This window comes from Luteimonas sp. AC640a (assembly GCF_979256585.1).
The window spans coordinates 72,618-98,274 of record NZ_CEEDOV010000021.1 but is presented as its reverse complement, the minus strand read 5'-3'; the positions used below and the strand labels follow the sequence as shown (position 1 = coordinate 98,274).

The following is a 25,657-nucleotide window of genomic DNA, read 5'->3' as shown; positions in this document are numbered from 1 at the left end:
CGGTTAATTCGCGAGCTGCTGCAGGTCTGCGATCTTCGGCCCTCACCCCAACCCCTCTCCTGGAGGGAGAGGGGCATTGAATTCTTGTGTCGACTGCTGCCGCGACGAAAGCTTCGGACGTTCTGGCGAAGGTCCGGAAGCTGGGAAAGGTAGGCGACTGCGCCTTGAGTCCATTGAGCTGTACTCGGATATCCGTGGGCGTTCCGGTCACAGCGTAACCGTCGCGAAGAAGACGCTTATCGGAGACGCAAGCGCTCGCGGTACCGAAGCGAAGAAAGCCCTATTGGCGACGCGCGCGCTCGGAGCGCCCGAAGCGAAGAAGAGGCTTCTCGGCGATGTACGCGCTCGCAGTGGGCTCGACGACGCGATTGCCTTTCGCCTTGCCGGTGCGTTTTGATCAGAAAAGCTGAGCGGCGTCGTGCAGGGGAACGCCCGTTCCGGATCAAGCGGGCGGGCGTCTGCTTTCGTTCTTTCGAGCCGAACTCCCCGTTGTCGCCACGACTCCCCGTATTAGCCCCACGGCGCGCGAGACGAAAAAAGCCCGCTCCGGATCGACGGAGCGGGCGCTTAGTGTCCAATCCTGCAAGCCCGGCGCCCGTGCAGGGCGCCGTGGCCTGGAATCACTCAGAAGCGGACGTTGACGCTCAGCCAGAGGCCGCGTGCCTTGTCCTTGTTGTTGTAGTGGTCGTAGTAGAGGATTTCGTTGGTGCCGTCGAAGCCCGGGGTGCCGTCGAGGTCGCGGAACTCGGTGTCGTAGGTCGTGAAATCCCGATCGAGCAGGTTGTTGATGCGCCCGTTGAGGGTCACCGATTCGTTGAGCTTGAACGACGCGCCGAGGTGCAGCACTTCGTAGTCCTTGTACGTCAGCACTTCGCTGGTGATGGCGTGCAGGCCCCGATAACGCTCCGAGCGGGCTTCCGCGGTCAGGAACAGGTTGAAGCGCTCGCTCGCCCGCCAGTCCAGCGTGGCATTGGCCATGTGGCGCGCACTGTTGCCGAGTGGAAGGCCTGCTTCGCTGCCGCTCTTCTGCTCGCTGTCGGTGAAGGTGTAGTTCGCGCGGAAGCCGAACGCCTCGCTGATCTGCCAGCGACCGGCGACTTCGGCGCCCTGGATCACCACCTTGTCGATGTTCACCGTCTTGCTGCTCGACGCGTAGCCGATGTCGGCGTACTCGCCTGCGCTGGTGCAGGTGAGCGTCGTGCCGGGTCCGCAGGACTGGGATGCGATCTTGTCCTCGAACTCGTTGTGGAACAGGGTCAGGTTGAAGTTGTGGCCGTCCGGGCTCTGCCAGTAGACCGCCAGTTCGCTGCTGGTGCTGGTCTCGGGCTGCAGGTCCGGGTTGCCGAACATCGGCGAGGTGCCCTGCGCGCCGAAGCCGGTCACGCCGTCATAGAGCTGGGTGGTCTTGGGCGTCTTGAAGCCGGTGCTGACGCCGCCCTTGACCGTCCACTGCGGGCTCACGGTGTACACGCCATACAGGCGCGGGCTCAGGTGATTGCCGAATACCTCATGATCGTCCCAACGCAGCCCGGCGGTGAGTGCGAAGGGTTCGGTGATGGTCCAGGTGTCCTCGGCGAACAGCGAGTACATGTTGTGTTCCTGCTTCAGGCCCGGCGTGCCGCTCTCGATGCCGAAAATGCCGTCGGTCAGTTCGCCCTGGATCACCTGCGCGCCGAGTACGGCGATGTGTTCGCCGGCGAGCTGAAACGGGATGTCGAGCTTGGCATCGAGCGTGTACTGCGCGCTTTCGAGCGTGCGCTTGGGACGCGGCAGGAAGGTCGATTCCGCGAGGTCGCGACGTTCGGCCAGCGACAGGCCGGCGTAGGGACCGGTGCCGTCGATCATCCGCAGCAGCTCGGCGCGCTCGGCGACCGTAAAGGGCATGGTCCGGCCGTCGTTGTTGGTGGCCACGTGTGACAGCGAGACGAAGCTGTTGCCGAACTCCCAGCGGCCTTCGTGGGTCAGCGACCACGCATCGCGGGTGAATTCCTGCACCGCGCCATAGCCCACGCGTGGGTTCGCGCGGCGCGCCCAGGTACCGCCATTGGCGCCGCACGCGTTCGCGTTCGCGCCAGCGGCGCCGAGGCAGAAGTTGCCGGCGGAAAAGATGCTGTTGATGTTGTCGACTGTGCCGACCGGATATTCCTCGACGCCCTGGTCGTTGATCTTGATCGCGTTGTCGTATTCCTGGCGCGAGGTGTCGTAGTCCAGCGTCAGACTCTGGTTCTCGGTCGGCATCCAGGCCAGCGTGATGCCGCCGGCCTTGTTGGTGTTGTCGACGGTCTTGCCGCCGCCGCCGAAGCCCAGCGGTCGCGTGCGTTCGACGCCCGCAGGATCGGTGATCGGCGCATAGACCGGGTTGGACGCGTCGCGGTCATACCAGCTGGCGCGCGCGCTGAGGTTCAGTACGCCAGGAATCAGCGGACCGGTCACGAAGGCATCGACCGTGGTGTCGTCGCCGAACTCGTTGTCCTCGAACGAACGGCTCACCGTTGCCGAGCCGTGCCACGCGTCGAGCACCTTCTTGGTGATGATGTTGATGACGCCGCCCATCGCGTCGGCGCCGTACAGCGTGGACGCGGGGCCGCGGATGACTTCGATGCGCTCGATCGCATCCAGCGGCGGGATGTGGTTGAACTGGTTGCCGCCGAAGTTGTTCGGGTAGATGTCGCCGTGATTGTTCTGCCGCTTGCCGTCCACGAGGATCAGCGTGTAGTCCGAGCCCATGCCGCGCATCGAGATCGAACCCTGTCCGGTCTTGTCGCGCGTCTCGCCGACGTCGATGCCTTCGATGTCGCGCACCGCGTCCAGCAACGTCATGTACGGACGCTTGGTCAGGTCTTCTTGGGTGATGACGCTGATGCTCGCCGGCGCATCGGTGAGCTTCTGCTCGAATCCGGCGGCGGTGACGACGATGGTGTCGAAGTCGGTGGCCGGATTGGCAGTCGCGTTATCGGCGAAGGCGGGCGCGGACAGCAGGCCGAGCAGGGCGATGGCGAGCGGACGACGGATCGGGAAACGGGTCATGGAGGTCTCGTTGGACGGTATCGAAACGCGGCGTGGCGTCGGCTGGCCGGAGTGGGGTGCGCATGCGGACATGCGACAGGCCGCAGCGCGTCACGCCCGGTGACGGGCATGCGCGATGCGGGTCGCCGGCACAGGCCGGCGGTATCCGGAATCAGCGGGGCGGCGCGCGGCCGCGGTGCTGGCGGCGCGGCGGTCCGTGACGGGGCGTGGCAACTACCTGTCGAAGACGACGCGCGAGCCGTCGGCGTCGCGATGCAGGCTGGCCCGGCATCGCGGTGACGGCGAATGCGGAGTCGGCAGCAGGCAGCTGTAGACGGGATATCGTCCGGATCGACGATAAGGACGGCGTAGTGTCCGGCGTGGGCGGCGTCTCGCCGCCATGTTCGATATGGACGCTCTTCGCGGACACGCCGCTGGGCTGCGTCACTGTCATCGCGGCCGGCCCCAGGGTGGCCGCCCACAGCAACAGAAACAGCAGACCGAGCGCCACTGCACGCATGCCATCGGCACCCGGGCGGACACGTGCGCCGACCTGTTCTGTCAGTGATCGGATGCCCTGCGGCACGCCTGCTTCCCCTGCGGGCACCCTCGCCCAATCACGGGATCTTAACCGAGAATGATTCTCGACATCAAATGTTAACGGTTCCGGTTAGCGCAGGCTGACGCGTACGAGTCGTTCGCTTTGCTGCCCAGCGCGCCTCAATCGCGGTCGTCGCGGGTCCAGACGCCGCCATGCTCGATCTTGGTCGGAAACTTCGCCACCGGTTCGTACGCAGGCGCGCACAGGGCGCGACCGTCGCGCACGTCGAACTTCGCGCCGTGCAGGACGCACTCGATCGAGCCCGTCGCCGCGTCGAACGCACCGCCGCTCGACAGGCCGAAATCCTCGTGGCTGCACTGGTCCTCGAGGGCGTACAGATCGCCGTCGAGATTGAAGACGATGATCGGCACGCTGGTGATCTCGTCGAAGGTGGTGCGCATCTCGCCCGGCAACAGCTCGCCGGTGGCGCACACGAATGTCCAGGTCTCGCTCATGGTGCGACTCCGAAGGTTTTCTCCAGCACTTCGAAGCGCAGATCATCGCGGCGCGGACTGCCGAAGCGGGTGTCGCCGTAGGGAAACGGCTTGTGCACGCCGGTGCGGCGATAGCCGCGGCGCACGTAGAACGCGATCAGCGCATCGCGCACGTCGATGACGGTCATGCGCATGGCGGGCAGGCGCCATTCGACGCGGGCGATGCGTTCGCACTCGCGCAGCAGCGCGTCGCCGGTGCCGCGGCCCTGCAGCGTGGGATCGACCGCGAACATCCCGAAGTAGCCGACGCCATCCTCGATCGCGACATGCGCGCAGGCGAGCGGGCGTCCGTCGTCGCCATCGATCACGACGACGCGGCTGTCGGCGCGGGCGATGTCGTGCGCCAGCACGTCGGGATCGATACGCGCGCCATCGAGCAGGTCGGCCTCGGTGGTCCAGCCGCTGCGGCTGGATTCGCCGCGATACGCGGACGTCACCAGCGTGACGAGTGCGGGGACATCGACGGGCGTGGCGGTACGGAACACGGGAGCGGACATGGCGGCGGCTGAAGTCGTGACGCTGCCATTATCCCGCGATGGCCGCGCGCTTGCGCGCGTGGTTGCACGGTGATGCAGGCGCAAACTCAAACGAGAAGAGTGCGCACCTTGCGCAGGGCGGCGACGAAGGCGTCGACTTCCTCGTGCGTGTTGTAGAACGCGGGGGATGCGCGGCACGTGGCGGCGACGCCGTAGAACTGCAGCAGCGGATGCGCGCAGTGCTGGCCGGAGCGGATCGCCACGCCTTCGAGATCCAGCAACGTGGCGAGATCGTGCGCGTGCGCGCCTTCGATCAGGAACGCCACGACCGCGGCCTTGTCCGGCGCGGTGCCGAAAATGCGCAGGCCGTCGATCTCCTGCAGCGATTCGGTCAGATGCGCGAGCAGTTCGGCCTCGCGGCGTTCGACGTGGTCCATGCCGAGCCGGTCGAGATAGTCGACCGCGGCGCCGAGACCAACGAAGCCCGCGATGTTCGGTGTGCCGGCTTCGAAGCGGTGCGGTGGGTCGTTGTAGACCGTTTTCTCGAAGCTGACTTCCTTGATCATCTCGCCACCGCCGAGGAACGGCGGCATGGCCTGCAGATGTTCGCGGCGCGCCCACAGCGCGCCGGTGCCGGTCGGGCCGCACATCTTGTGGCCGGTGAACGCATAGAAGTCGCAGCCGAGTGCAGCGACATCGACGCGGCGATGCGGCACGGCCTGCGAGCCGTCGATGACGGTGACGATGCCGCGCTTGCGCGCCTCGCGGCAGATCTCGCGGACCGGGTTCACCGTGCCGAGCACGTTGGAGACCTGGGTCAGCGCCAGCAGCTTGACGTCGGGCGTCATCGCGCGGCGCAGCGCGTCGAGGTCGAGCGTGCCGTCCTCGAGGATTTCTGCCACACGCACCGTCGCGCCCGTGCGCTCGGCGACGAGCTGCCACGGCACGATGTTGGCGTGGTGCTCCATGCGCGAGACGAGGATCGTGTCGCCGGCTGTCAGCCGCGGCAGCGCCCACGACCAGGCCACCAGATTGATCGCGAACGTCGTGCCGCTGCACAGCACGAGTTCGTCACTGCGCACGTTGAGGAAACGCGCGAGTTTCGTGCGCGTGCCCTCGTAGGCCTCGGTCGCCTCGGTGCCGAGCTGGTGCACCGCGCGGCTGACGTTGGCATTCTGCCGCCGGTAGAAGCCGTCGACCGCGTCGATCACCGACGCCGGCTTCTGGCCGGTATTCGCGTTGTCGAAGTAGATCAGCGGCTTGCCGTGGACTTCGCGCAGCAGCAGCGGAAAATCCGCGCGCACTGCGGCCCAGTCGACGCTGCCGTCATGCGCGACCGGCGCACTGGGCGCGTCGAACGGCGGCGTCAGCGGCGGCAGCGTGGTGCTCATACGAGAGCAAGTCCGGACAGCACGCGATCCAGACCGGCTTCGGCGTGCGCACGCAGCGCAGGATCGGTGATCGTCGACAGCGGCTCGCGCACGAACGCGGCGGTCAGCAGGCGCTGGGCATCCGATGCCGGCAGACCGCGCGAACGCAGATAGAACAACGCGCCCGGGTCGAGCTGGCCGACCGTCGCGCCATGCGCGGCCTGCACTTCATCGGCGTGGATCACCAGCACCGGTTGGGTATCGATCTCGGCGGTGGGCGACAGCAGCAGGTTTTTGTTCGACAGGCGCGCGTCGGTGCCATCGGCGCCGGCATCGATGGTGATGCCGCCATGGAACACGACGCGACCGCGCTGGTCGCCGATGCCGCGCCACTTGAGTTCGCAGGCGGTGTTCTTCGCGATGTGGCGGATGCCCAGGCGCGTGTCGACATGCGCGCGGCCACCGGCCAGCAGCACGCCGTTCGCGGTCAGGCGCGCGTCGTCGCCGAGCAGGCGCACATCGAGCTCGTGGCGCGACAGCGCGCCGCCGGCCTCGACATCGACGCGGGTGTAGACCGATGCGGCCTGCAGCTCGGCGTCGGTGCGCAGGAAACTGTTCGCGCCGATGCCGCGATGCTGCAGACGCACGTGGTGCAGCTCGGCACGGTCGGCGACGCGCAGCGAGATGATGGTGTTGTCGAGATGGCGGTGCGCGCCGGTGTCGAGATGATGCTCGACCAGCGTCAGCGCCGCGCCTTCACCGAGCACGACGTGGTGGCGCAGATGCCAGGCGAGATCACCTTCCGCAGGCGCGCCGACGAACACCAGATGCACGGGCGTCTCGACGCGGGCGCCGGCATCGACCGAGACCGAAGCGCCGTCATGGGCGAGTGCGTCGTTAAGACGGGCGAACACGGCGTCGTCGCGATTGTCGATCTCGGGCAGCGTGCCGGCATCGGCGAGCATGCCGATCGACAGGCCGGCGACGGCGGCGCCCGCATCGGACAGCGCTGCGGACAGGCGGCCGTTGACGAAGACCAGGCGCGGCGCAGGAATCGCGGCCAGCAGATCCGCATCGACAGCGGCATCGTCCTGCGGCGCGACGAAGCTGCGACGTTCCAGCGCGCGCAGCGAGGTGTACTTCCAGGCTTCGCTGCGCGGGCCGGGCAGGCCGCTCGCGAGCGTCGCGTCGAGGGCCGCGCGACGGGCGGCGTCGCCATCGAAGCCGGCGGCGAGAGAGTCGAGCAGGGCACTCATCAGGCAGCGGTCTCCGGCGCGACGCGATCCTTGATCCAGGCGTAGCCCTTCTCTTCGAGCTGCAGCGCGAGTTCCGGACCGCCGGTCTGCACGATGCGGCCATCGGCCAGCACGTGCACGACGTCGGGTTTGATGTAGTCGAGCAGGCGCTGGTAGTGGGTGATCACGATAAAGGCGCGGTCGGGCGAACGCAGCGCGTTGACGCCGTCGGCGACGTTCTTCAGCGCGTCGATGTCGAGACCCGAGTCGGTCTCGTCGAGGATCGCCAGCTTCGGCTCGAGCACGGCCAGCTGGAAGATCTCGTTGCGCTTCTTCTCGCCGCCCGAGAAGCCTTCGTTGACACCGCGGTGCAGCAGGCGGTCGTCGAGGTGCAGCACGGCCAGCTTCTCGCGCACCAGCTTGAGGAACTGCATCGAATCGAGTTCCTCCTCACCACGCGCCTTGCGCTGCGCATTGAGTGCGCTGCGCAGGAAGTAGGTGTTGTTCACGCCTGGAATCTCGACCGGGTACTGGAACGCGAGGAACACGCCGGCCGCGGCGCGCTCTTCGGGTTCGAGCGCCAGCAGATCCTGGCCCTGGAACGCGACGCTGCCGTCGGTGACCTCGTAACCGTCGCGACCGGCGAGCAGGTTGCCCAGCGTCGACTTGCCGGCGCCGTTGGGCCCCATGATCGCGTGGACTTCGCCCGGCTTCACGTGCAGCGAAAGGCCCTTGAGGATTTCGCGCTCGTTGATGGAGGCGTGCAGGTTGTCGATATTGAGCATGGGTGTCGGTATTCGAAAAAGAGAAAGAGAACCGGCGCGATGACGCTGCGTCGAAGAACGGGTGCGTCGCCGGCCCGTGGGCCGGCCGCGGTGTCAGCCGACCGAACCTTCCAGCGACACGTCGAGCAGCTTCTTGGCCTCGACGGCGAACTCCATCGGCAGTTCGCGGAACACCTGCTTGCAGAAGCCGTCGACGATCAGGCTGACCGCGTCTTCTTCGCTGATGCCGCGCGTGCGGCAGTAGAACAGCTGGTCGTCGCTGATCTTGGAGGTGGTGGCTTCGTGCTCGACGGTCGCACCGGGGTGCTTGACCTCGATGTACGGGAAGGTGTGCGCGCCGCACTGCTTGCCGATCAGCAGCGAATCGCACTGGGTGTAGTTGCGCGCACCCTCGGCGCCCGCACCGATCTTGACCAGGCCGCGATAGGTATTCTGCCCGCGACCGGCGCTGATGCCCTTGCTGACGATCTTCGACTTGGTGCGCTTGCCGACGTGGATCATCTTGGTGCCGGTGTCGGCCTGCTGGCGGTGGTGCGTCAGCGCGACCGAATGGAACTCGCCGGACGAGTCGTCGCCGAGCAGCACGCAGGACGGGTACTTCCAGGTGATTGCCGACCCGGTCTCGACCTGCGCCCAGACCACGCGGCTGCGATCGCCGCGGCATTCCGCACGCTTGGTCACGAAGTTGTAGATGCCGCCCTTGCCGTTCTCGTCGCCCGGGTACCAGTTCTGCACCGTCGAATACTTGATCTCGGCGTCTTCCAGCGCGACCAGCTCGACAACCGCTGCATGCAGCTGGTTCTCGTCGCGCATCGGCGCGGTGCAACCTTCGAGGTAGGACACGTAGGCCTTGTCCTCGCAGATGATCAACGTGCGCTCGAACTGGCCGGTGTGGCCGGCGTTGATGCGGAAATAGGTGCTCAGTTCCATCGGGCAACGCACGCCCTTGGGAATGAACACGAAACTGCCATCGGAGAACACGGCCGAGTTCAATGCGGCGAAGTAGTTGTCGCCGACCGGCACCACGCTGCCGAGGTACTGCTTCACCAGTTCCGGATGCTCGGCGATCGCCTCCGACATCGAACAGAAGATCACGCCCTTCTCGGCGAGTTCCTTCTTGAACGTCGTGCCGACCGAGACCGAATCGAACACCGCGTCCACGGCGACGCCGGCCAGACGCGCGCGCTCATGCAGCGGCACGCCGAGCTTGTCGTAGGTGTCGAGCAGTTCCTTGGGCACGTCGTCGAGCGAGGCGTACTTGGCCTTGGGCGCGGAGTAGTAGCTGACCGACTGGAAATCGATCGGTGCGATCGACAGCTTCGCCCAGTGCGGCACCGGCATGGTCAGCCAGTGACGATAGGCGGCGAGGCGCCAGTCGGTCATCCACTGCGGCTCTTCCTTCTTCGCCGACAACGCGCGGACGACGTCCTCGTCGAGGCCGGGCGGAAAGCTGTCGGACTCGATATCGGTGACGAAGCCGGCGTCGTAGCGACGGCCGAGCTGCTCGTGGATTTCTGCGTTCGCAATCGGTTCTGCGATGTCGGTGGCCATGGGGGCTGCCTACTGTCTATGCGGAAGCGAGGCGGGCGTCGATGCGCTTCGCGTCGGCTTCGGTGGAAAGGGGGGCGGCGCGTGCATCGCCGAGCATCTGCGCCAGCGTCACGCTGCGCAGCGCGTTGGCGACGACGTCGTTGATGCGCAACCAGTTGGTGCGGACACCGCATTTGGCGGAAATGCCGCACTGCCCGTCGTGCAGGCTGCACTCGGTCATCGCCAGCGGACCTTCCATGGCTTCGATGATCTCCACCAGGCTGATCGCCGCGGCCGGACGTGCCAGCCGGTACCCGCCGTTGGCCCCGCGGAAACCCTCGACCAGGCCTGCCTGCGCCAGCGGCTTGAGCAGCTTGCTGACGGTCGGCGACTCGAGTCCCGCCTGGTCCGCAAGATCGACCGCACTCATGACCGTCTCCGGCCGTGCAGCAAGCACGGTCAGCACAACGGTGGCGTAATCGGTGAGCTTGGTGACACGGAGCATCGGGGTGGGGCGACCGGGTGGCGCCGTATGAAAGCGGACCAAAATTGTACGCTTTTGCCCCCGCCAGCTCAATGTGACAGGCGCCTGACGTTCATCGGAACGTCGCCTCCGGGCGCAGGTGTGCTGGCGGCTCGACAGGTTGTTGGACACAATGCGGGCTCACTCTGCCGTGGAATCCGCAATGCCCAAGACGCCGAAGAAGCCCAAGACGCCGAAGAAGATCGAGGCGCGTCTGTCGAGCATCCACGGCAATGGCGTGTTCGCGACCGAGGCCATCGCCAAGGGCGAGCGGATCGTCCGCTACAAGGGTCTGCTGCGCACGCACGACGATGTCGATTCCCAGTACGGCGACATCGACGAGGACGGCCACACCTTCCTCTTCACGCTCAACGACGATTACGTCATCGACGCGAACGAGGACGGCAACATCGCGCGCTGGATCAACCACAGCTGCGCACCGAACTGCGAAGCGGTGGTGCAGGAAGATCCGAAGGAGCGCCGGCACAAGGACAAGGTCTTTATCGAAGCGACGCGTGACATCGCCGCCGGTGAAGAGCTGGCCTACAACTACGGCATCACCCTCGCGGAGCGGCACACGCCGACGCTCAAGAAGCTGTGGGGCTGCCGGTGTGGCTCGAAAAAATGCACCGGCACGATGCTGCAGCCCAAGAAATGATGGGTCTTCCGCGTAGCGGAAGACCCATGTGCCCCTCCCCCTCAGGGGAGGGGAGGACCATCGGCGGATGCCGATGGTGGGGTGAGGGCCGGGGCTTTACCGAAGCGTTGTTTTTTTGACGTTGATCCCGGGATCAAGAGCGCCCTCACCCCAACCCCTCTCCCAGCTGGAGAGGGGCTCAAGAGTCACGGCGCCAAAGACACTTCCCGCAGATCCGCCGACGCGATTCGCCATGCGCGTTGCGCGTCGCTGGCGCCGTCGACCATCGCGCGGCGCAGGACGTAGCGGCCTTCGAAACGGCGGCTGCTGCCGTCGGTCTGCTGGGCGCGGAGCGATACCGGCACTTCGATGAAACGCGAACCGGCGGCGGCTTCGACCGCGCCCGGTGCGCCGATGTCGACCATCACGACTGAGGTGTCGCCGAAGCCGGCCGCGAACTGTTCGGGCGACTGTCCGCTGGCGCGGCCGCCGTCGGACCACAGTGCGTAGGCGCGCGCGTAGTCGACCGCATTGATCGCGGCGTAGTAGGTGCGGATTACCGCCGAAGCTTCTTCGGGCGTCGGCTCAGGACCGGCGACGGCGGTTTCGCCCGGTACGCCGGTGAGGCCGGTTTCCGGATTGTCTTCCAGTGGCAGCAGCGCGCTTTCCTCGATGCCGGCTTCGGGCAGCGGCTGTTCGCCGCCGAGCGGAATGTTGCCGGGCCCCGGCTGTCCGCTCAGGCCGGTGACGCCGCCCGCGTTCTGTTGCGGCTGTGGCAGTGGACCGTCTGTCGCCTGACCGGATGCCGCGCCATCGGCGCGTGCCGCATCGCGGTCGCAGGCGCCGAGTGCGCACACCAGCGCGAATGCAACGGCCAGGGCAGCGAGGTGACGCACCGTGCCGCGGTCAGCGCGCAAGGTGCACCACCACACGGCCATCGGTGATGTCGACGTCGCCGATGCGCTTGCCCGAGGGCAGCTTCGACAGCAGATCGTCGTCGAGGCGGTAGACCGGCTCGCTGCGCGCGTACTCCGACAGCAGGCTGTTGACGATGCCGCGCGCGCCGCCCTTGAGCAGGGCATTGGAGCCGGGCAGATCGAACTGCAGCAGTTCGGGGTCTTCGAGATGCAGGCCGCGAGTCGCGGGGTCGTAGCGCAGCCCGCTCACCAGGGCGAGACGGCCCGGGCGATCGTCCGCGGCCACACCGCCAACGCCGAGATCGAAGTCCAGCCGCACTCGGCGGTCGCCCTGCGGAATCGTCAGGCGCGGATTGTCGAGCGTGACCGACACCAGCCCTCCAAGCTTGTCGAACGTGCGCGGGAAACGCGTGTCGAGCTGGCGCTGCAGCTGCGGCGTGGTGAACGCGACCTGGTCGTTGAGCCAAGCCGAGACCACACCCAGCGACGTGCAGGCGGTGACGACGAGCAGCAGCAGGGCAGCCGCGGACAGATGCAAAGGACGGCGCATGGCACGCTCCAGAACGACGATGGACGCACCCTACGCAGGTGCCGTGAATACGGGATTAGCGGCGCATCAGTCCGGCGCGGGCGCCAGCGGCCGGCGGTGCGGTTGCAGCCACGCGAGCAGCAGTCCGAGCAGCAGCATCGCGATCACGTCGAAGACGATCTGCTTGAGCGACAGCGCCAGTGGAAACGGCTGCCCCGCATGTGCGAGCAGATGCCAGGGCACGAATGACACCAACGCGATCGCCAGGCCGAAACGCGCGCCGTGCCAGCGCTTGCTGCGATGGGGCGGCGGCAGCCAGCGGTAGAGCCAGGTCATCGCCAGTCCCAGCGAGACGTAGGCCAGCAGGATCCAGCCGACCTGTGTGTTCGCATCGGTCTGCGGGCGGAACAGATGGGCGAGGGCGAGATAGTCGTCGCGCAGCAACAGGCCGTGCACGAAGAAGCCCAGCGCCAGCGCAGTGGCGGAGATCGTGAAGCCGCAGATCCAGAACCGTTTGTCCATTGGAGGATGTCCGAAGAGGCGCGTCGCGTGGATCAGATTAGCGTTGCGCGGGTGACGGATCGATCGACGCCGCGGTGATCCGCCAGGTCTTGCCGTCGCGGCGCAGATCGTAATACCCGCTGTAGCGGCGCAGCGGTCCCTGTCCGCCGATGCGCAGGTGCACCGGAATGCGAAGCGCGGTGGGGACCGGCGTGGCATCGAGTGGCTGTGGTCTTTCGTTGTCGACGCGTAAGCCGGTGACGTTTTCGAGCATGCGCAGGTCCGCTTCTCCCTGTGATGCGGGACGGCCGTGGATCCACAACGCGTCGGCTTCGCTGCGGTCGTCCTTGAATAGTGCGGCGAGATAGGCGTGCACTGCCGAGACGGCGTCCTGCATCGCGGCATCGTGCGCCGCGCGCAGTTCCGCGTTCCCGGCACCAGTCGCCACGTCACGCGATGCGCCGGACGTCTCCAACGCGGCGGCAGACGGTGCATCTGGAACTGGCACGTCGTCCGCATTGCGACGCAAGCCTTCCTGCACCGCCACGGCGATGCCGAGCAACACGATGGTCGCGATGACCAGCCACCAGGCGCGATGCGACATCCGGTTCTTCCCGTGCGCCGCATGCGCGGCCTCACGCAGATGCTAGCGCGCCGCGTCGCCGTTGTCGGCAGCATGCCCACGCAGCAGCGGCAGCGGATCGAACGCGCCATCGCTGGCATAGACGCCGTAATGCAGATGCGGCGGCGTACCGCGCGCATTGCCGGTATCGCCGACGATGCCCAAAGCATCGCCGGGCCGGACCAGATCGCCGACCTCGAGCAGATCTGCGAAGCCGTCGAGATGCGCGTAGTAGTGGCGCTGGCGGCCAGGACCCATGACCCAGACCTGCTTGCCGCCGAGACCGCTTTCGCGCACACCGACGACGAGGCCCTCGGTCGTGCTGCGCACCGGCGTGCCGCGCGGCGCAAAGATGTCGACGCCTTCGTGCTGGCGGTCGCGTCCACGCGGCGCGCCGTAGGTGTCGGCGACGCGCGAGGCACGTACGCCATCGACCGGCATCGGCAGCGATTCCGGTGCAGGTGCGGCAGACAGCGTGGCGATCGCGCGCGGCTTGGCCATGAACGGCTGGTGCCAGGCCCAGTAGCCGACCGCCGCGAACAATGCGGCCCAGAACACGAGACCCAGCGTGGCGCGAAGCTGCGGCGTGTAATCGCGGCGCGGCTTGCGTGCGGGTTTCGGTGCGGCAGGTGGGGTGGAACCGGGTGTGGGATCGGGCTTGGACATGGTGTCAGCGTCGCAGACCGTGCGCGAAGCCGGAGTCAGTGGCGGGTGTCACAACGCAGAACGGCCTGCACGAGGCAGGCCGTTCCGGACACGCATCGCAGGATCAGCGCACCTCTGCGTTCGCCTTCACTTCCTGTTCGAGTCGTGTCTTGAGCTCGGGCGCGAGCTTGAGCTGGCGCGCGAGTTCGTCGAGATAGCTGCGTTCCATGAAGCTGGTCTCATCCGCCACAAGCACGCTGGCCAGATACATCTCCGATGCGATCTCAGGCGTGGTCGCGGCGCTGGCGACTTCGGCCGGATCCAGTGGCTTTTCCAGTTCCGCGTGCAGCCAGCGTTGCACGTCGGCGCCTTCATCGATGCGCTTGAACTCGCCTTCGATGACTTCACGCTCGCGGGCGTCGATGTGGCCGTCGGCTTTAGCGGCCGCCACCAGTGCCTTGAGGATCGCCTGGCTGTGGATGTCGACCTGTGGCGCGGGCAGACGATCGACTGTCTGCGGCGCAGCGGTGGCCGCGCCGGCCTGTTGCTTCTGGTAATCGCCGTAGGCCTTGTAGGCCATGACGCCGATCGCAGCCAGGCCGCCATACGTCGCGACTTTGCGGGTCTTCTTGTTCTTGCCCAGCAGCAGACCCAGCGCGCCGCCGGTGGCCGCGCCCTTGCCGAAATCCGCATTGAGCAGGCTGCCGCCGGGCTTTCCGCCGCTCTGGGAGGTCAGCAAATGATTGAGGAAACCCTGAAAGCTCATCGTTCGATATCCATCGGTCGGGAGAAAACGGCGTCGAGCATGGAGGGGGGCACGTTCACCGGATGTGCACGGTTCGCGTCCCTGTTCAAATCTTCAGAACGCGCTCGACGCCGCGGCTGAAGTGGATGCGCGGAGCTGTCGGGACGATCAGGGCTGTCGCTTGCACCTTGACGTGAAGTCGAACGACCAAGGCCGTCGGCACATCCCCCAAACGAAATCGGGACGGCCAAGGCCGTCCCGATCGAAAGACACGTGGCGCCTGGAATCAGGCGGCGGCGTCCTTGAGCTTCTTGAGCGGGCGCACCTTGACCTTGACCGAGGCGGGCTTGGCGGCGAACCACTGCTCTTCCTTGGTGAAGGGATTGATGCCCTTGCGCTTCGGCTTGGCCGGCACGCTGACCGACGTGATCTTCAGCAGGCCGGGGAGGGTGAACGCACCCGCGCCCTTCTTGCTGATCGAGCCGTGCACGGCGCCTTCGAGCGCTGCGAACACTGCGCGCACGTCCTTCGCCACGACGCCGGTGGATTCGGCGATGTGTGCGACCAGGCCCGACTTGCTCAGGGCTTCCTTGATCGGCTTCGGTGCTGCCGGCTTTGCGGCGGCGGCCTTCTTCGGCGCAGCAGCCTTCTTGGCCGGGGCTTTCTTGGTGGGGGCCTTCTTCGTTGCCATGAGCGTGTGGTTCCCTCGTCGAGTAATGATTGAGTTGTCCGGGCCGAGCGAGCCGGCAAGCGGAATGTAGGGCATCGTGGCACGTGCGCCAATAGGAAACCGCAAAAAAACAGGGCTTTTGCGTTTCCCGGTCCTATCGCGGCGTGCGCCGGCGTGGCGGCCACAGGATCCAGGCGCCGGCGACCACCAGTGCGAGCACGCTGTAGGCGGCGACGAAACTCCACCACGGCGCCTCAAAAAACAGCACGTTCGACAACCAGTAGGCGATGAAGGATTCGTCGTAGGTCTGCTGTCCGGCGCGCGTACGCAGCCATTGCTCCCAGATCGTCAGCGGGCATAGACGCCCGAGCCAGGCCTGGACAGCGATCATCACGACCAGCGCGACGTGCAGCCAGCGCAGCCAGTGGCGCCGCACCCAGCGCCAGCCGAGTGGGCCGCCGACCAGCAGCGCGAGCGTCATGCCGACGACGAATACCGCGATGCCGACGTGGACTGCGAGCACCGCGTCGGCGAGGACGGCGGCGAGGGAGGACGAGAGTGTCATGGCCGGATCATCGTGCATCCGCCGTCGACGTGCAGGTGCTGCGTCGCATCACAGGGACGCGCGCGTAACGGACGGAGGTCCAACATGCACGGTCCAACACTCGAGGAGCATGCATATGGGTATCGCCCGTCACGCCACCGCCCACTGGACCGGGGATCTGAAGTCCGGCAAGGGCACGCTGTCGACGCCGCAGAGCGGCCTGCTGTCGGATACGCGCTACGCGTTCGGCACCCGTTTCGGCGACGAGAAAGGCACCAATCCCGAAGAGCTGATCGCCGCCGCGCACGCGGGCTGTTTCACGATGGCGCTGTCGGCCAAGCTCACCGAAGCGGGCTTTCCGCCGGAATCGCTGGACACGCGCGCCGACGTCGACCTGTCGATGGACGGCGGTCCGCAGATCAGCTCGATCCGCCTGAAGACCCGCGCCAAGGTGCCGGGTATCGACGCGGCGAAGTTCCGCGAGATCGCCGACGACGCCAAGCAGAATTGCCCGGTGTCGAAGGCACTGTCGGCAGTGCCGCTGTCGCTGGACGCCGAACTCGAAAGCTGAGTTTGGAAAAGAACAACGCCGCGTCGGGTAACCGGCGCGGCGTTTTCATGTCTGCGGTGTACTGCCGGCGTACGTTGCACAGCAACGCGTGATGCTCAGCGCCAGTCTATCGTCCCGCGCACGACGGTCTGCACGCGACCGCCGGACCAGACATCGCCGTTGCCGTCGACGTGCAGTTCGATGATCGCGTCGTGGCCGACTTCGCGGCCCTGGCTGATGCGGTAGCGGCCATCGCTGCCGGGCAGGGCATCGCGATCGGCCAGCCACGCGGCCAGCGTCGCGTTCGCGGCGCCCGAAGCGGCATCCTCGAAATGGCCGGTCGAACCGACGAAGGCGCGCACCGCGAGGTGATGCACCGGGTCACTGGATCGCGCGAATGCGCACAGACCCATGCTGCCGGTGGCCTCGGCGAGCGCGCCGATCGCATTCCAGTCCGGCGTCGCCGCGCGCAGATCGGCCTCGCTCGCGAACTCGGCCAGCCACCAGCGGCGACCGCCATCCATCAGTACCGGCGGCAGCGCGCCGAGTGGCATCGCGGCGAGCACGTCGCGCAGACGCGGATCGTCCGCCGATGCGGTCTCAATGACGGACGCTCGCGGCGTGCGCACGGCGATCGTGCGCGTGGCGCCGTCGCCGACGACTTCCAGTGGCAGCTTGCCGACGATGCCGTCCTGCACCAGCAGACCATCGCGTGGCGTCGCGAGTCCGGCTTCGAGCACCACGTGCGCGGTGCCAACGCTCGGATGACCGGCGAACGGCACTTCGCGGCGCGGCGAGAACATGCGGATGCCGAAACTGGCATCGTCGGACGTGGCCGGGAACACGAACGTGGTCTCGGGCAGACGCGTCCAGCGGGCGATGGCCTGCATCGTGGCGTCGTCGAGGCCTTCGGCATCGAGCACGACGGCGAGCGGATTGCCGGCACCGGGCCGGTCGGCGAATACGTCCACCTGGACGAAACGGCGGGTAGTCATGGCGGGGGCGTCACGCGGCGCGACAGTGTAGCGGTCCGCCTCGAACCTGCTCGAAGTCCGTCGCGAGCGCCGACAGACGGCGCGTGGCGGCGCGCAGGAAGCGCAGCGTACGTGTAGTACGTGAGCATTCCGAGCACCGCACGCGCACCGGCTGGCAAGCGCAGCAGGACTTCGCGCAGGTTGTCACCAGTCGAATGTCCCGCGGATGACGGCCTGCACCGCGCCGCCGATCCAGACCTCGCCGGCCGGGTCGATTTCGACTTCGACACGACCATCGCGGCCCAGCTCGCGCCCCTGGCTGGCGACATAGCGAACCACGCGGCCGTCCTCGGCCTGATCCATGTGCAGCCACGCGGCGATCGCGGCATTCGCGCTGCCGGTCACCGGATCTTCCGGCACGCCGTCGGCAGGGCAGAACGCACGCACCACGAGCGCGTGGTCGGCGGCCTCGCTGCGCCCGCAGACCGCGACGCCCACGGCGTCGCTGGCCAGACATAGTGCGGCGATCTCGCTAAGTGGCGGCGCGAGTGCACGCACGGCGGCGGCCGTATTAAGATCGACGCACCACCAGCGCGGGCCGTTGTCGAGCAGCGCATGCGGCGCATTGATCGCGCCGAGCGCCTGGAGCACGGCATCGAGCAGGGACTCGATCCCGTCAGGGGACGCGCGGTGCACGGCGCGTGGGGCGCGCACACTGGGCAGCGTGTGGCCGTCGCGCGTGTCGATGCGTACCGGCAACAGACCGGCTGCGCATTGCTGCACCAGCGCACCGGCGCGCGGCGTCGCGAGACGCTGATCCAGCACCGCCCAGGCCGCGCCGACGCTGGGATGGCCGGCGAACGGAAGTTCCTGGCGTGGGGTGAAGATGCGCACGCGATAGTCCGCGTCGGCATCGGGCGGCAGGAGGAAGATGGTTTCCGACAGATTCGTCCAGTTCGCGATGGCCTGCATCGCCGCGGTGTCGAGCCCGTCGGCATCGACCACCACGCCGAGCGGATTACCGGCGCCGGGCCGGTTGGCGAACACATCCAACTGCAGGTAACGACGATCCATCGGGGCCTCTCGTGTGGCGGGGGTTGCTTTAGAATCGCCTGTCATCGCGCGCGTTGTCACCGCATGCCGGTCTTCGCGCTGTTTTTCGCCCCCATCCGAGACCCCACCTCGATGTCCTCACCCCCTGACGATCGCTGGATCGTGCTCAAGTTCGGCGGCACTTCGGTGTCGCGTCGCCACCGCTGGGACACCATCGGCCGACTGGCGAAACGCCGGGCGCTGGAGCAGGACACGCGCGTGCTGGTGGTGGTCTCCGCACTGTCGGGCGTCACCAACGAACTGACCGCGATCGCCGATGGCGCTGCGGATTCGGCTGCGCGCGTCGCCGCGCTGGTCGAGCGCCACCGCGCATTCGTCACCGAACTCGAATTGGATGTCGATGCGGTGCTCGGCACGCGCCTCGCCGCGTTGCAGGCGCTGGCCACCGATGCCCGCGCGGCGACGCGCACGCTCGACTGGCAGGCCGAAGTGCTGGGGCAGGGCGAGCTGCTGTCTTCGACGATCGGCGCGGCGTATCTCGCGGCGCAGGGTCTGGATTTCGGCTGGTGCGATGCGCGCGACTGGCTGGACGCAGTGGCGCTGCCGAACCAGAGCGACTGGGCGCTGCGCCTGTCGGTGAACTGCAAGCGCGAACCCGATGGCGACTGGCGCGCACGCTTCGCCGCGCAGGCGCCGCGGATGTTGCTGACCCAGGGCTTCATCGCCCGTCATGGCGATGGCGGTACGGCGATCCTCGGTCGTGGCGGTTCGGACACGTCGGCGGCGTACTTCGGTGCGCTGCTCGGCGCACGCCGCGTCGAAATCTGGACCGACGTGCCCGGCATGTTCAGCGCAAATCCGCGCGACGTACCCGACGCGCGCCTGCTCGCGCGGCTGGATTACGCCGAAGCGCAGGAGATCGCGACCACCGGCGCCAAGGTGCTGCATCCGCGTTCGATCAAGCCCTGCCGCGATGGCGGCGTGCCGATGGCGATTCTCGACACAGAACGTCCGGACCTGCCAGGCACCGCGATCGACGCGAGCGCCGAGCCGGTACCGGGGGTCAAGGCGATCAGCCGCCGCAACGGCATCGTGCTGGTGTCGATGGAAGGCATCGGCATGTGGCAGCAGGTCGGCTTCCTCGCCGACGTGTTCGAACGCTTCAAGCGCCACGGCCTGTCGGTCGATCTGATCGGCTCATCGGAGACCAATGTCACCGTGTCGCTTGATCCCAGCGAGAACCTCGTCAGCACCGACGTGCTGGCGCGATTGAGCGACGATCTGGCCGAAGTCTGCCGGGTCAAGGTCATCGCACCCTGCGCGGCAATCACCCTCGTCGGCCGCGGCATGCGGTCGCTGCTGCACAAGCTGTCGGATGTGTGGGCCACGTTCGGCAAGGAACGCGTGCACCTGATCTCGCAGTCGTCGAATGATCTCAACCTGACCTTCGTCATCGACGAGGCCGACGCCGACGGTCTGCTGCCGGTGCTGCATGCCGAGTTGATCGACAGCGGCGCGATGCCGGTGCATGACGAAACCGTATTCGGCCCGAGCTGGCGCGAGATCGCCCACGGCCGCCGCGAACGTGCGCCGCAGTGGTGGCAGGGCGCACGCGAATCGCTGCTGGCACTCGCCGAGCCGGGCCGGCCGCATTACGTCTATCACCTGCCGACCGTACGCGAACGCGCGGCCGCGCTGTCGAGCGCCAATGCGATCGATCGCCGCTTCTTCGCGATCAAGGCCAATTCGCACCCGGCGATCCTGCGCACGCTGGTCGATGCCGGCTTCGGTCTGGAATGCGTGTCGCAGGGCGAACTCGAGCACGTGTTCGAGGTGCTGCCGGATCTCGATCCCACGCGCGTGCTGTTCACGCCGAGCTTCGCACCGCGCGCCGAATACGCGGATGCCTACGCGCGCGGCGTCACGGTGACCGTCGACAACGTCGAAGCGCTGCGCCACTGGCCGGATGTCTTCCGCGGCCGCGACCTGTGGCTGCGTCTCGATCTGGGCCGCGGTGACGGCCACCACGCGAAAGTCGTGACCGGGGGCGCGGCGTCGAAGTTCGGCCTGCCGCTCGGTGCGTTCGACGCGTTCCTGATTGCCGCCGAAGAAGTCGACGCGCGCATCACCGGCATCCACGCGCATCTGGGCAGCGGCATCGAAACCGTCGCGCACTGGCGCGAGGTCTACGCGGAACTCGCCGGGTTCGCCGATGCGGTCGGCACCGTCGACACGATCGACATCGGCGGCGGCCTGCCGATTCCGTATCGCCCCGACGATGTGCCGTTCGACATCCCGGCCTGGGCCGCGGGCCTGGCGGCGATCAAGGCCGAGTACCCGCGCTATCGTCTGGCGATCGAACCGGGCCGCTACCTCGTCGCCGAGGCCGGCGTGCTGCTGACGACCGTGACCCAGGTCGTGGACAAGCTGGGCACGCGCCGCGTCGGTGTCGACGCCGGCATGCACAGCCTGATGCGGCCGGCGCTCTACGACGCCTGGCACGGCATCCACAACCTGACGCGGCTCGATGACGTGGTCGAGGCCACGGTCGAGATCGTCGGCCCGATCTGCGAATCGAGCGACGTCTTCGGCACGCGCCGCCGCCTGCCCGCCGCGACGCGCGAGGGCGACACCGTGCTGATCGCCGACGCCGGCGCCTACGGCTTCGTCATGGCCAATACCTACAACCTGCGGCAGCTGCCGCAGCAGGATGTCCTGGAATGAGTGTTGTCTTCGACCGCAATGCGGTCCGCAGTTTCCGCTTCATCGATTGCGACCTCGATGCCGCGACCGGCATCGCGCGCCTGCGCTATGCCTTCGACGATGGCGCGGAGCTGATCGAGACCGTCACGGTGCCGGGCGCGCCGTTCGTGCTCGACGCGGCGCGCGCTGAGGCCGCGATGCAGGCCCTGCGGCTGCTGCACCTGATCGCGGGCGTCAGTTACTACAAGGCCGCCGTGCCGACCGACATCCGCATCGAAGGCTACGCGATCGATGCAGAGACCGCGGCGCTGCTCGAAGACGTGTACGTGCACGGGCTCGGCGAGTTCGCGTATCGCAACGGGATGGACCTGCACGGCAAGATCCGCTTCCCGCATGACGCAGTCGCGACTGCCGGAGCGCCCGCGCTGGGTTTGCGCACGCATGCGCTGGTCGCGATCGGCGGCGGCAAGGATTCGCTGGTGTCGATCGAAGCGCTGCGCGCGTTGGGCATCGAACAGACCGTCAGCTGGATCGGCGGCTCGCAGCTGATCCGCGTCTGCGCCGAGCGCACCGGTCTGCCGACGCTCAACATTGGCCGCCAGATCGCACCGGAGCTGTTCGAGTACAACCGCCAGGGCGCGTGGAACGGGCACATCCCGGTCACCGCGATCAATTCGGCGATCCTCGTGCTGGCCGCGGTGCTGCACGGCGTTGACCAGGTGGTGTTCTCCAACGAGCGCTCGGCCAGCTACGGCAGCCTGATCAAGGACGCGTCGGGCGGCGAGACGCGCGAAGTGAATCACCAGTGGTCGAAGGGCTGGGCGTTCGAGCGCGCGTTTGGCGATCACGTGCAGGCGCGCGTGGCCGCGGATCTGCATTACTACTCGCTGCTGCGCCCGCTGTCGGAACTCGCAGTCGCGCGCCAGTTCGCGAAGACCGATCGCTACGACGCGCATTTCTCCAGCTGCAACCGCAACTTCCATCTGCTCGGCGAGCGGCCGGTGAACCGCTGGTGCGGTATCTGCCCGAAGTGCCATTTCGTGTTCCTGGCACTCGCGCCGTTCATGCCAAAGCCGCGCCTGGTGTCGATCTTCGGCCGCAATCTGCTCGACGACGCCACGCAGGTGCCGGGTTATGACGCCCTGCTCGAGTACCAGGACCACAAGCCTTTCGAATGCGTCGGCGAAGGCCGCGAATCGCGCGCGGCGATGGCGGCGCTGGCGAAGCGTCCGGAGTGGCGCGAGGACGCGATCGTCGCGCGCTTCGCCCATGAGATCGCACCGCAGCTCGACGCGGGCGAACTGGATGTCGCCGGGTTGCTGACGGTCGAAGACGACGCACACCGCATTCCCGACGCGCTGTGGGACCGCCTGCGTGCGCATCTCGCAGCTTGAGGCAATCGCCGCCAACGGCGGCCGCATCGCGCTGTGGGGCTGGGGCCGCGAAGGCCGCGCGGCCTGGCGCGCGATCCGCAGTCGCGCGCCCGCACTGCCGTTGACGCTGTTCTGTAACGCCGAAGAAGCCACCGATGCGGCGACGCTCGGCGATCCGCTGCTGACCTGCGACACCGGCATCGACGCCGCACGGCTGTCGGCCTGCGCGGTCGTCGTGAAGTCGCCTGGCATCAGCCCGTATGCACGCGATGCGATGGCAGCTTCCGCGCAGGGCACGCAGTTCATCGGTGGAACCGCGTTGTGGTTCGCCACGCGCGCCGCGCCCGGTGACGTCGCGGCCGGCACGGTCTGCGTCACCGGCACCAAGGGCAAGAGCACGACCACCGCGCTGCTCGCGCATCTGCTGCGCGCGCACGGCCTGCGCACCGCGCTGGCCGGCAACATCGGCCTGCCGCTGCTGGAACTGCTCGATGCGGACGCCGATGCCTGGGCGATCGAACTGTCGAGCTACCAGACCGGCGATGTCGCCACCGGCGGCGTGCGGCCCGACATCGCAGTCGTCACGAACATCTTTCCCGAGCATCTCGACTGGCACGGCAGCGAGGCGCAGTACGTCGACGACAAGCTGGCGCTGGTCACGCGGGCGCGGCCGCGCATCGCAGTGCTCAATGCCAACGATCCGCGGCTCGCCGCGCTGGTGTTGCCGGACAGCGAGATCCACTGGTTCGGCACGCCCGAGGGCTGGCATCTGCGTGGCGACGTCCTGTATCGCGGCGACACCGCGGTCATGGATACCTCGGGCCTACCGCTGCCGGGCCGGCACAACCGGGGCAATCTCTGCGGCGTGCTGACCGCGATCGAGGCGCTGGGCATCGATGCCGCGCCGCTGGCCGCCGCCGCTGCCGATTTCGTGCCGCTGCCGCATCGCCTGCAGCCGCTGGGTACACGCGATGGCGTGCTGTGGGTCAACGATTCGATCAGCACGACGCCGCATGCGAGTCTCGCCGCGCTCGATGTCTACCGGGATCGACGCGTCGTCTTGCTGGTCGGCGGCCACGACCGCGGCCTCGACTGGCAGGCGTTCGCTGACGCGATGCGCACGGGCGCGCCGCACGCGATCGTGACCATGGGTCAGAACGGACCGCGCATCTTCGATCTGCTGGATCCGGTCGCGCGCGACGCCGGGTTCGCGCTGTCGGCGGCCGACGATCTCGAATCGGCGATCGCGCAGGCACGCGCGGCGCTGGATGGCGAGGGCGTGCTGCTGCTGTCGCCCGGCGCGCCGAGTTTCGGTGCCTACCGTGACTACACCGCGCGCGGGCGCCATTTTGCCGCGCTGGGCGGTTTCGATCCGGATGCGATCACGGCGATTCCGGGCATCGGGATCGCCTGAGGCGACGTGGGCCGTCGGGTATCAGGCCCGGCCCGTCGTATCCTAGGCGGCATCTGTCGCAGCGCGGTATCTGCGCCGCGCTGTGCTGCGAGACTGGACGCCCATCGAACAGGACGTCGACATGGATCGCAGCGAACGCAATGCCCGCGCGTGGCAGAACCCCGGCAACTGGATCGGCCCACGCTGGCTCGGTCTCTACCGGTGCGCCGAGGATGACCGCTTGTGGGTGCCGAAGGTGCCTCGCAGCCTGGGCTGGACGGTCAATCTCGGCAGGCCTTCCGGCGTGGCGATGCTGTCGATCCTGATCGTGGCCGTTCTGGCGAGTATTGGCGGCTATGCGTTGCGCGGTTGACCGCGTACGACTGGCCTATGCGGCGTCGCAATGCGATGCCGCCACATCGATTGCTGCCGCAATCGCGGCGCGCGCCTGCGGACTGTTGCGCCAGCAGGTCGTGCCGAGCATCGCGGCGACCTGTGCGGTGATGTCGGTGACGCTGGCCTCCGACAATTGCGCAAGCGTGCTGTAACCGATCTGTTCGAGCCTCGAGATCACGGTCGGGCCAACACCATTCGCATGGGCGAGCAGTGCCCGCGCTTCGGGGCTGAACGCCATCAGTGCCCGCGTTCCACCGCGTAGCGCGCAAGCCCGCGCAGCGCAGCCATGGCATCGTTGTCGCCCAGTCCGGCAAGCGCGCGTTCGGCGGCTTCCGCGTATTCGAGTGCGCGGGCGCGGCTGTAGTCGAGGCTGCCGGCGGCTTCGATTGCGGCCAGCACTTCGGGCAGCGCATCGGTATCGCCGGTCTCGACGATGGTCCGCAGGCGCGCGCGCAACTCGGGCGTGGCCTGCGCCATCGCGTGGATCAGCGGCAGCGTGGCCTTGCCTTCGGCGAGATCGTCGCCGAGGTTCTTGCCCAGCGCGTCGGCGTCGCCCGAGTAGTCGAGCACGTCGTCGGCGATCTGGAACGCGTAGCCCAACTGCATGCCGTAGTCGTACAGCGCCTGCTGCGTGGTTTCGTCGGCGCCCGAGGCCAGCGCGCCGAGCTTCGTGCCGGCGGCGAACAGCACCGCGGTCTTGCGCTCGATGACGTTGAGGTAGGCGGCCTCGTCGGTGTCCGGATTGCGCACGTGCAGCAGCTGCAGCACTTCGCCTTCGGCGATGCGGTTGGTGGTGTCGGCGAGGATGCGCATCACCGGCATGCGGTCGAGTTCGACCATCAGCTGGAAGCTGCGCGAGTACAGGAAATCGCCCACAAGCACGCTGGCCGCGTTGCCCCAGATCGCGTTCGCGGTGCTGCGGCCGCGGCGCAGGTCGGATTCGTCGACCACGTCGTCGTGCAGCAGGGTCGAGGTGTGGATGAACTCGACGATCGCCGCCAGCTGGTGGTGCTCGGCGCCGACGGTGCCGGTCGCGCGGCCGGCCAGCATCACCAGCATCGGCCGCAGGCGTTTGCCGCCCGCCGAGACGATGTGTTCGGCGACCTGGTTGATCAGCACCACATCGGAGGCCAGCCGGTTGCGGATCAGCGCGTCGATGGCGGCCATGTCGCCTGCGGCGAGGGCCTGGATCGCCGGCAGATCGAGGCGGGCGGCCGGGTGGGCGACGTTGTTCATGCAGGATCCGGGACAGGCAGGCCCGGAATTATAGGCAAGGCCCGACGCCGGCGTGCGGATGCTCCCCAGCGCCGCGTGCGGACCGCGCGGACGGCGGGGGCAGGGCGCTTTATACTGTGATGTCGAAATCCATCACGCCGGCCCACAAG

26 protein-coding genes are annotated in these 25,657 nt (G+C 67.5%); 6 read left to right on the top strand and 20 right to left on the bottom strand.

The features are described from left to right. Window positions 1-624 precede the first annotated feature (624 nt). The 8 genes from ACZ9YD_RS15285 to ACZ9YD_RS15250 all read right to left on the bottom strand — a co-directional run bounded on the left by ACZ9YD_RS15285 (window position 625) and on the right by ACZ9YD_RS15250 (window position 10,002). On the bottom strand, window positions 625-3,027 hold the full coding sequence (locus tag ACZ9YD_RS15285; protein ID WP_465076136.1) for a TonB-dependent receptor domain-containing protein: 2,403 nt from the start codon (window positions 3,025-3,027) through the stop codon (window positions 625-627). 699 nt (window positions 3,028-3,726) lie between these two features. Continuing rightward, the gene (locus ACZ9YD_RS15280; RefSeq protein WP_465076135.1) at window positions 3,727-4,062 is read right to left on the bottom strand and encodes a non-heme iron oxygenase ferredoxin subunit; all 336 of its coding nucleotides are present in this window, start codon (window positions 4,060-4,062) and stop codon (window positions 3,727-3,729) included. Next, window positions 4,059-4,598: a GNAT family N-acetyltransferase gene (locus ACZ9YD_RS15275; RefSeq protein ID WP_465076134.1), complete on the bottom strand. Its 540-nt coding sequence runs from the start codon at window positions 4,596-4,598 to the stop codon at window positions 4,059-4,061. Before ACZ9YD_RS15275 ends, ACZ9YD_RS15280 begins: the two co-directional genes overlap by 4 nt. 86 nt (window positions 4,599-4,684) lie before the next feature. Next, window positions 4,685-5,968, bottom strand: coding sequence for a cysteine desulfurase (locus tag ACZ9YD_RS15270; protein ID WP_465076133.1), 1,284 nt, complete (start codon window positions 5,966-5,968; stop codon window positions 4,685-4,687). Next, entirely contained in the window at window positions 5,965-7,203 is a 1,239-nt protein-coding gene (gene sufD, locus ACZ9YD_RS15265; protein WP_465076132.1) for a Fe-S cluster assembly protein SufD, read from the bottom strand. The genes ACZ9YD_RS15270 and sufD overlap by 4 nt, the downstream gene beginning before the upstream one ends. Then, complete coding sequence (gene sufC / locus ACZ9YD_RS15260) at window positions 7,203-7,967, bottom strand: Fe-S cluster assembly ATPase SufC (protein ID WP_465076131.1); 765 nt, start codon at window positions 7,965-7,967, stop codon at window positions 7,203-7,205. Before sufC ends, sufD begins: the two co-directional genes overlap by 1 nt. Before the next feature lie 93 nt (window positions 7,968-8,060). After that, entirely contained in the window at window positions 8,061-9,518 is a 1,458-nt protein-coding gene (gene sufB / locus ACZ9YD_RS15255) for a Fe-S cluster assembly protein SufB (RefSeq protein ID WP_465076130.1), read from the bottom strand. A 16-nt stretch (window positions 9,519-9,534) separates the two neighbouring features. Further along, window positions 9,535-10,002: an SUF system Fe-S cluster assembly regulator gene (locus ACZ9YD_RS15250; protein WP_465076129.1), complete on the bottom strand. Its 468-nt coding sequence runs from the start codon at window positions 10,000-10,002 to the stop codon at window positions 9,535-9,537. A 181-nt stretch (window positions 10,003-10,183) separates the two neighbouring features. Between ACZ9YD_RS15250 and ACZ9YD_RS15245 the strand changes: the two genes are divergently transcribed. Further along, window positions 10,184-10,678, top strand: coding sequence for an SET domain-containing protein (locus ACZ9YD_RS15245; RefSeq protein ID WP_232134707.1), 495 nt, complete (start codon window positions 10,184-10,186; stop codon window positions 10,676-10,678). A 185-nt stretch (window positions 10,679-10,863) separates the two neighbouring features. Here the strand turns inward: ACZ9YD_RS15245 and ACZ9YD_RS15240 are convergent, their stop codons facing one another. The 8 genes from ACZ9YD_RS15240 to ACZ9YD_RS15205 form a co-directional block, all read right to left on the bottom strand. Continuing rightward, window positions 10,864-11,595, bottom strand: a complete 732-nt coding sequence (locus tag ACZ9YD_RS15240) for a hypothetical protein (RefSeq protein WP_465076128.1) — start codon at window positions 11,593-11,595, stop codon at window positions 10,864-10,866. Beyond that, window positions 11,564-12,124, bottom strand: coding sequence for a DUF1439 domain-containing protein (locus ACZ9YD_RS15235; RefSeq protein WP_465076127.1), 561 nt, complete (start codon window positions 12,122-12,124; stop codon window positions 11,564-11,566). Before ACZ9YD_RS15235 ends, ACZ9YD_RS15240 begins: the two co-directional genes overlap by 32 nt. 66 nt (window positions 12,125-12,190) lie before the next feature. Then, the gene (locus ACZ9YD_RS15230) at window positions 12,191-12,625 is read right to left on the bottom strand and encodes a hypothetical protein (protein ID WP_465076126.1); all 435 of its coding nucleotides are present in this window, start codon (window positions 12,623-12,625) and stop codon (window positions 12,191-12,193) included. Window positions 12,626-12,662: 37 nt separating this feature from the next. Further along, window positions 12,663-13,208, bottom strand: a complete 546-nt coding sequence (locus ACZ9YD_RS15225; RefSeq protein WP_465076125.1) for a hypothetical protein — start codon at window positions 13,206-13,208, stop codon at window positions 12,663-12,665. 42 nt (window positions 13,209-13,250) lie between these two features. Next, window positions 13,251-13,892 carry a M23 family metallopeptidase gene (locus ACZ9YD_RS15220; RefSeq protein ID WP_465076124.1) on the bottom strand — a complete coding sequence of 214 codons (642 nt, stop codon included), beginning with the start codon at window positions 13,890-13,892 and terminating at the stop codon, window positions 13,251-13,253. Window positions 13,893-13,995: 103 nt separating this feature from the next. Continuing rightward, on the bottom strand, window positions 13,996-14,637 hold the full coding sequence (locus ACZ9YD_RS15215; protein WP_465076123.1) for a tellurite resistance TerB family protein: 642 nt from the start codon (window positions 14,635-14,637) through the stop codon (window positions 13,996-13,998). A 265-nt stretch (window positions 14,638-14,902) separates the two neighbouring features. Further along, complete coding sequence (locus tag ACZ9YD_RS15210) at window positions 14,903-15,307, bottom strand: HU family DNA-binding protein (protein ID WP_465076247.1); 405 nt, start codon at window positions 15,305-15,307, stop codon at window positions 14,903-14,905. Between the two features lie 133 nt (window positions 15,308-15,440). Then, on the bottom strand, window positions 15,441-15,851 hold the full coding sequence (locus ACZ9YD_RS15205) for a DUF2784 domain-containing protein (protein WP_465076122.1): 411 nt from the start codon (window positions 15,849-15,851) through the stop codon (window positions 15,441-15,443). Between the two features lie 115 nt (window positions 15,852-15,966). Here ACZ9YD_RS15205 and ACZ9YD_RS15200 point away from each other — a divergent pair, with 115 nt between their 5' ends. Next, window positions 15,967-16,401, top strand: coding sequence for an OsmC family protein (locus tag ACZ9YD_RS15200; RefSeq protein ID WP_465076121.1), 435 nt, complete (start codon window positions 15,967-15,969; stop codon window positions 16,399-16,401). Between the two features lie 95 nt (window positions 16,402-16,496). Here ACZ9YD_RS15200 and ACZ9YD_RS15195 read toward each other — a convergent pair whose 3' ends face one another. Together ACZ9YD_RS15195 and ACZ9YD_RS15190 are read right to left on the bottom strand one after the other, a co-directional pair. After that, the gene (locus tag ACZ9YD_RS15195; RefSeq protein ID WP_465076120.1) at window positions 16,497-17,375 is read right to left on the bottom strand and encodes a PhzF family phenazine biosynthesis protein; all 879 of its coding nucleotides are present in this window, start codon (window positions 17,373-17,375) and stop codon (window positions 16,497-16,499) included. A 183-nt stretch (window positions 17,376-17,558) separates the two neighbouring features. After that, a complete protein-coding gene (locus ACZ9YD_RS15190; RefSeq protein ID WP_465076119.1) occupies window positions 17,559-18,428 on the bottom strand; it encodes a PhzF family phenazine biosynthesis protein in 870 nt (289 codons plus the stop codon). Between the two features lie 111 nt (window positions 18,429-18,539). Between ACZ9YD_RS15190 and ACZ9YD_RS15185 the strand changes: the two genes are divergently transcribed. The 4 genes from ACZ9YD_RS15185 (at window position 18,540) to ACZ9YD_RS15170 (ending at window position 24,249) form a co-directional block, all read left to right on the top strand. Next, window positions 18,540-21,131: a bifunctional aspartate kinase/diaminopimelate decarboxylase gene (locus tag ACZ9YD_RS15185; protein WP_465076118.1), complete on the top strand. Its 2,592-nt coding sequence runs from the start codon at window positions 18,540-18,542 to the stop codon at window positions 21,129-21,131. Beyond that, entirely contained in the window at window positions 21,128-22,504 is a 1,377-nt protein-coding gene (gene murL, locus ACZ9YD_RS15180; protein ID WP_465076117.1) for a UDP-N-acetyl-alpha-D-muramoyl-L-alanyl-L-glutamate epimerase, read from the top strand. Before ACZ9YD_RS15185 ends, murL begins: the two co-directional genes overlap by 4 nt. Then, on the top strand, window positions 22,485-23,897 hold the full coding sequence (murD, locus tag ACZ9YD_RS15175; RefSeq protein ID WP_465076116.1) for a UDP-N-acetylmuramoyl-L-alanine--D-glutamate ligase: 1,413 nt from the start codon (window positions 22,485-22,487) through the stop codon (window positions 23,895-23,897). The genes murL and murD overlap by 20 nt, the downstream gene beginning before the upstream one ends. A 121-nt stretch (window positions 23,898-24,018) precedes the next feature. Further along, window positions 24,019-24,249 (top strand): DUF5808 domain-containing protein, encoded by a 231-nt coding sequence (locus ACZ9YD_RS15170; protein WP_465076115.1) that lies wholly within the window; start codon window positions 24,019-24,021, stop codon window positions 24,247-24,249. 15 nt (window positions 24,250-24,264) lie between these two features. Here ACZ9YD_RS15170 and ACZ9YD_RS15165 read toward each other — a convergent pair whose 3' ends face one another. Next, on the bottom strand, window positions 24,265-24,510 hold the full coding sequence (locus ACZ9YD_RS15165) for a helix-hairpin-helix domain-containing protein (RefSeq protein WP_465076114.1): 246 nt from the start codon (window positions 24,508-24,510) through the stop codon (window positions 24,265-24,267). Further along, a complete protein-coding gene (locus ACZ9YD_RS15160) occupies window positions 24,510-25,508 on the bottom strand; it encodes a polyprenyl synthetase family protein (RefSeq protein ID WP_465076113.1) in 999 nt (332 codons plus the stop codon). Before ACZ9YD_RS15160 ends, ACZ9YD_RS15165 begins: the two co-directional genes overlap by 1 nt. Window positions 25,509-25,657: the final 149 nt, after the last annotated feature.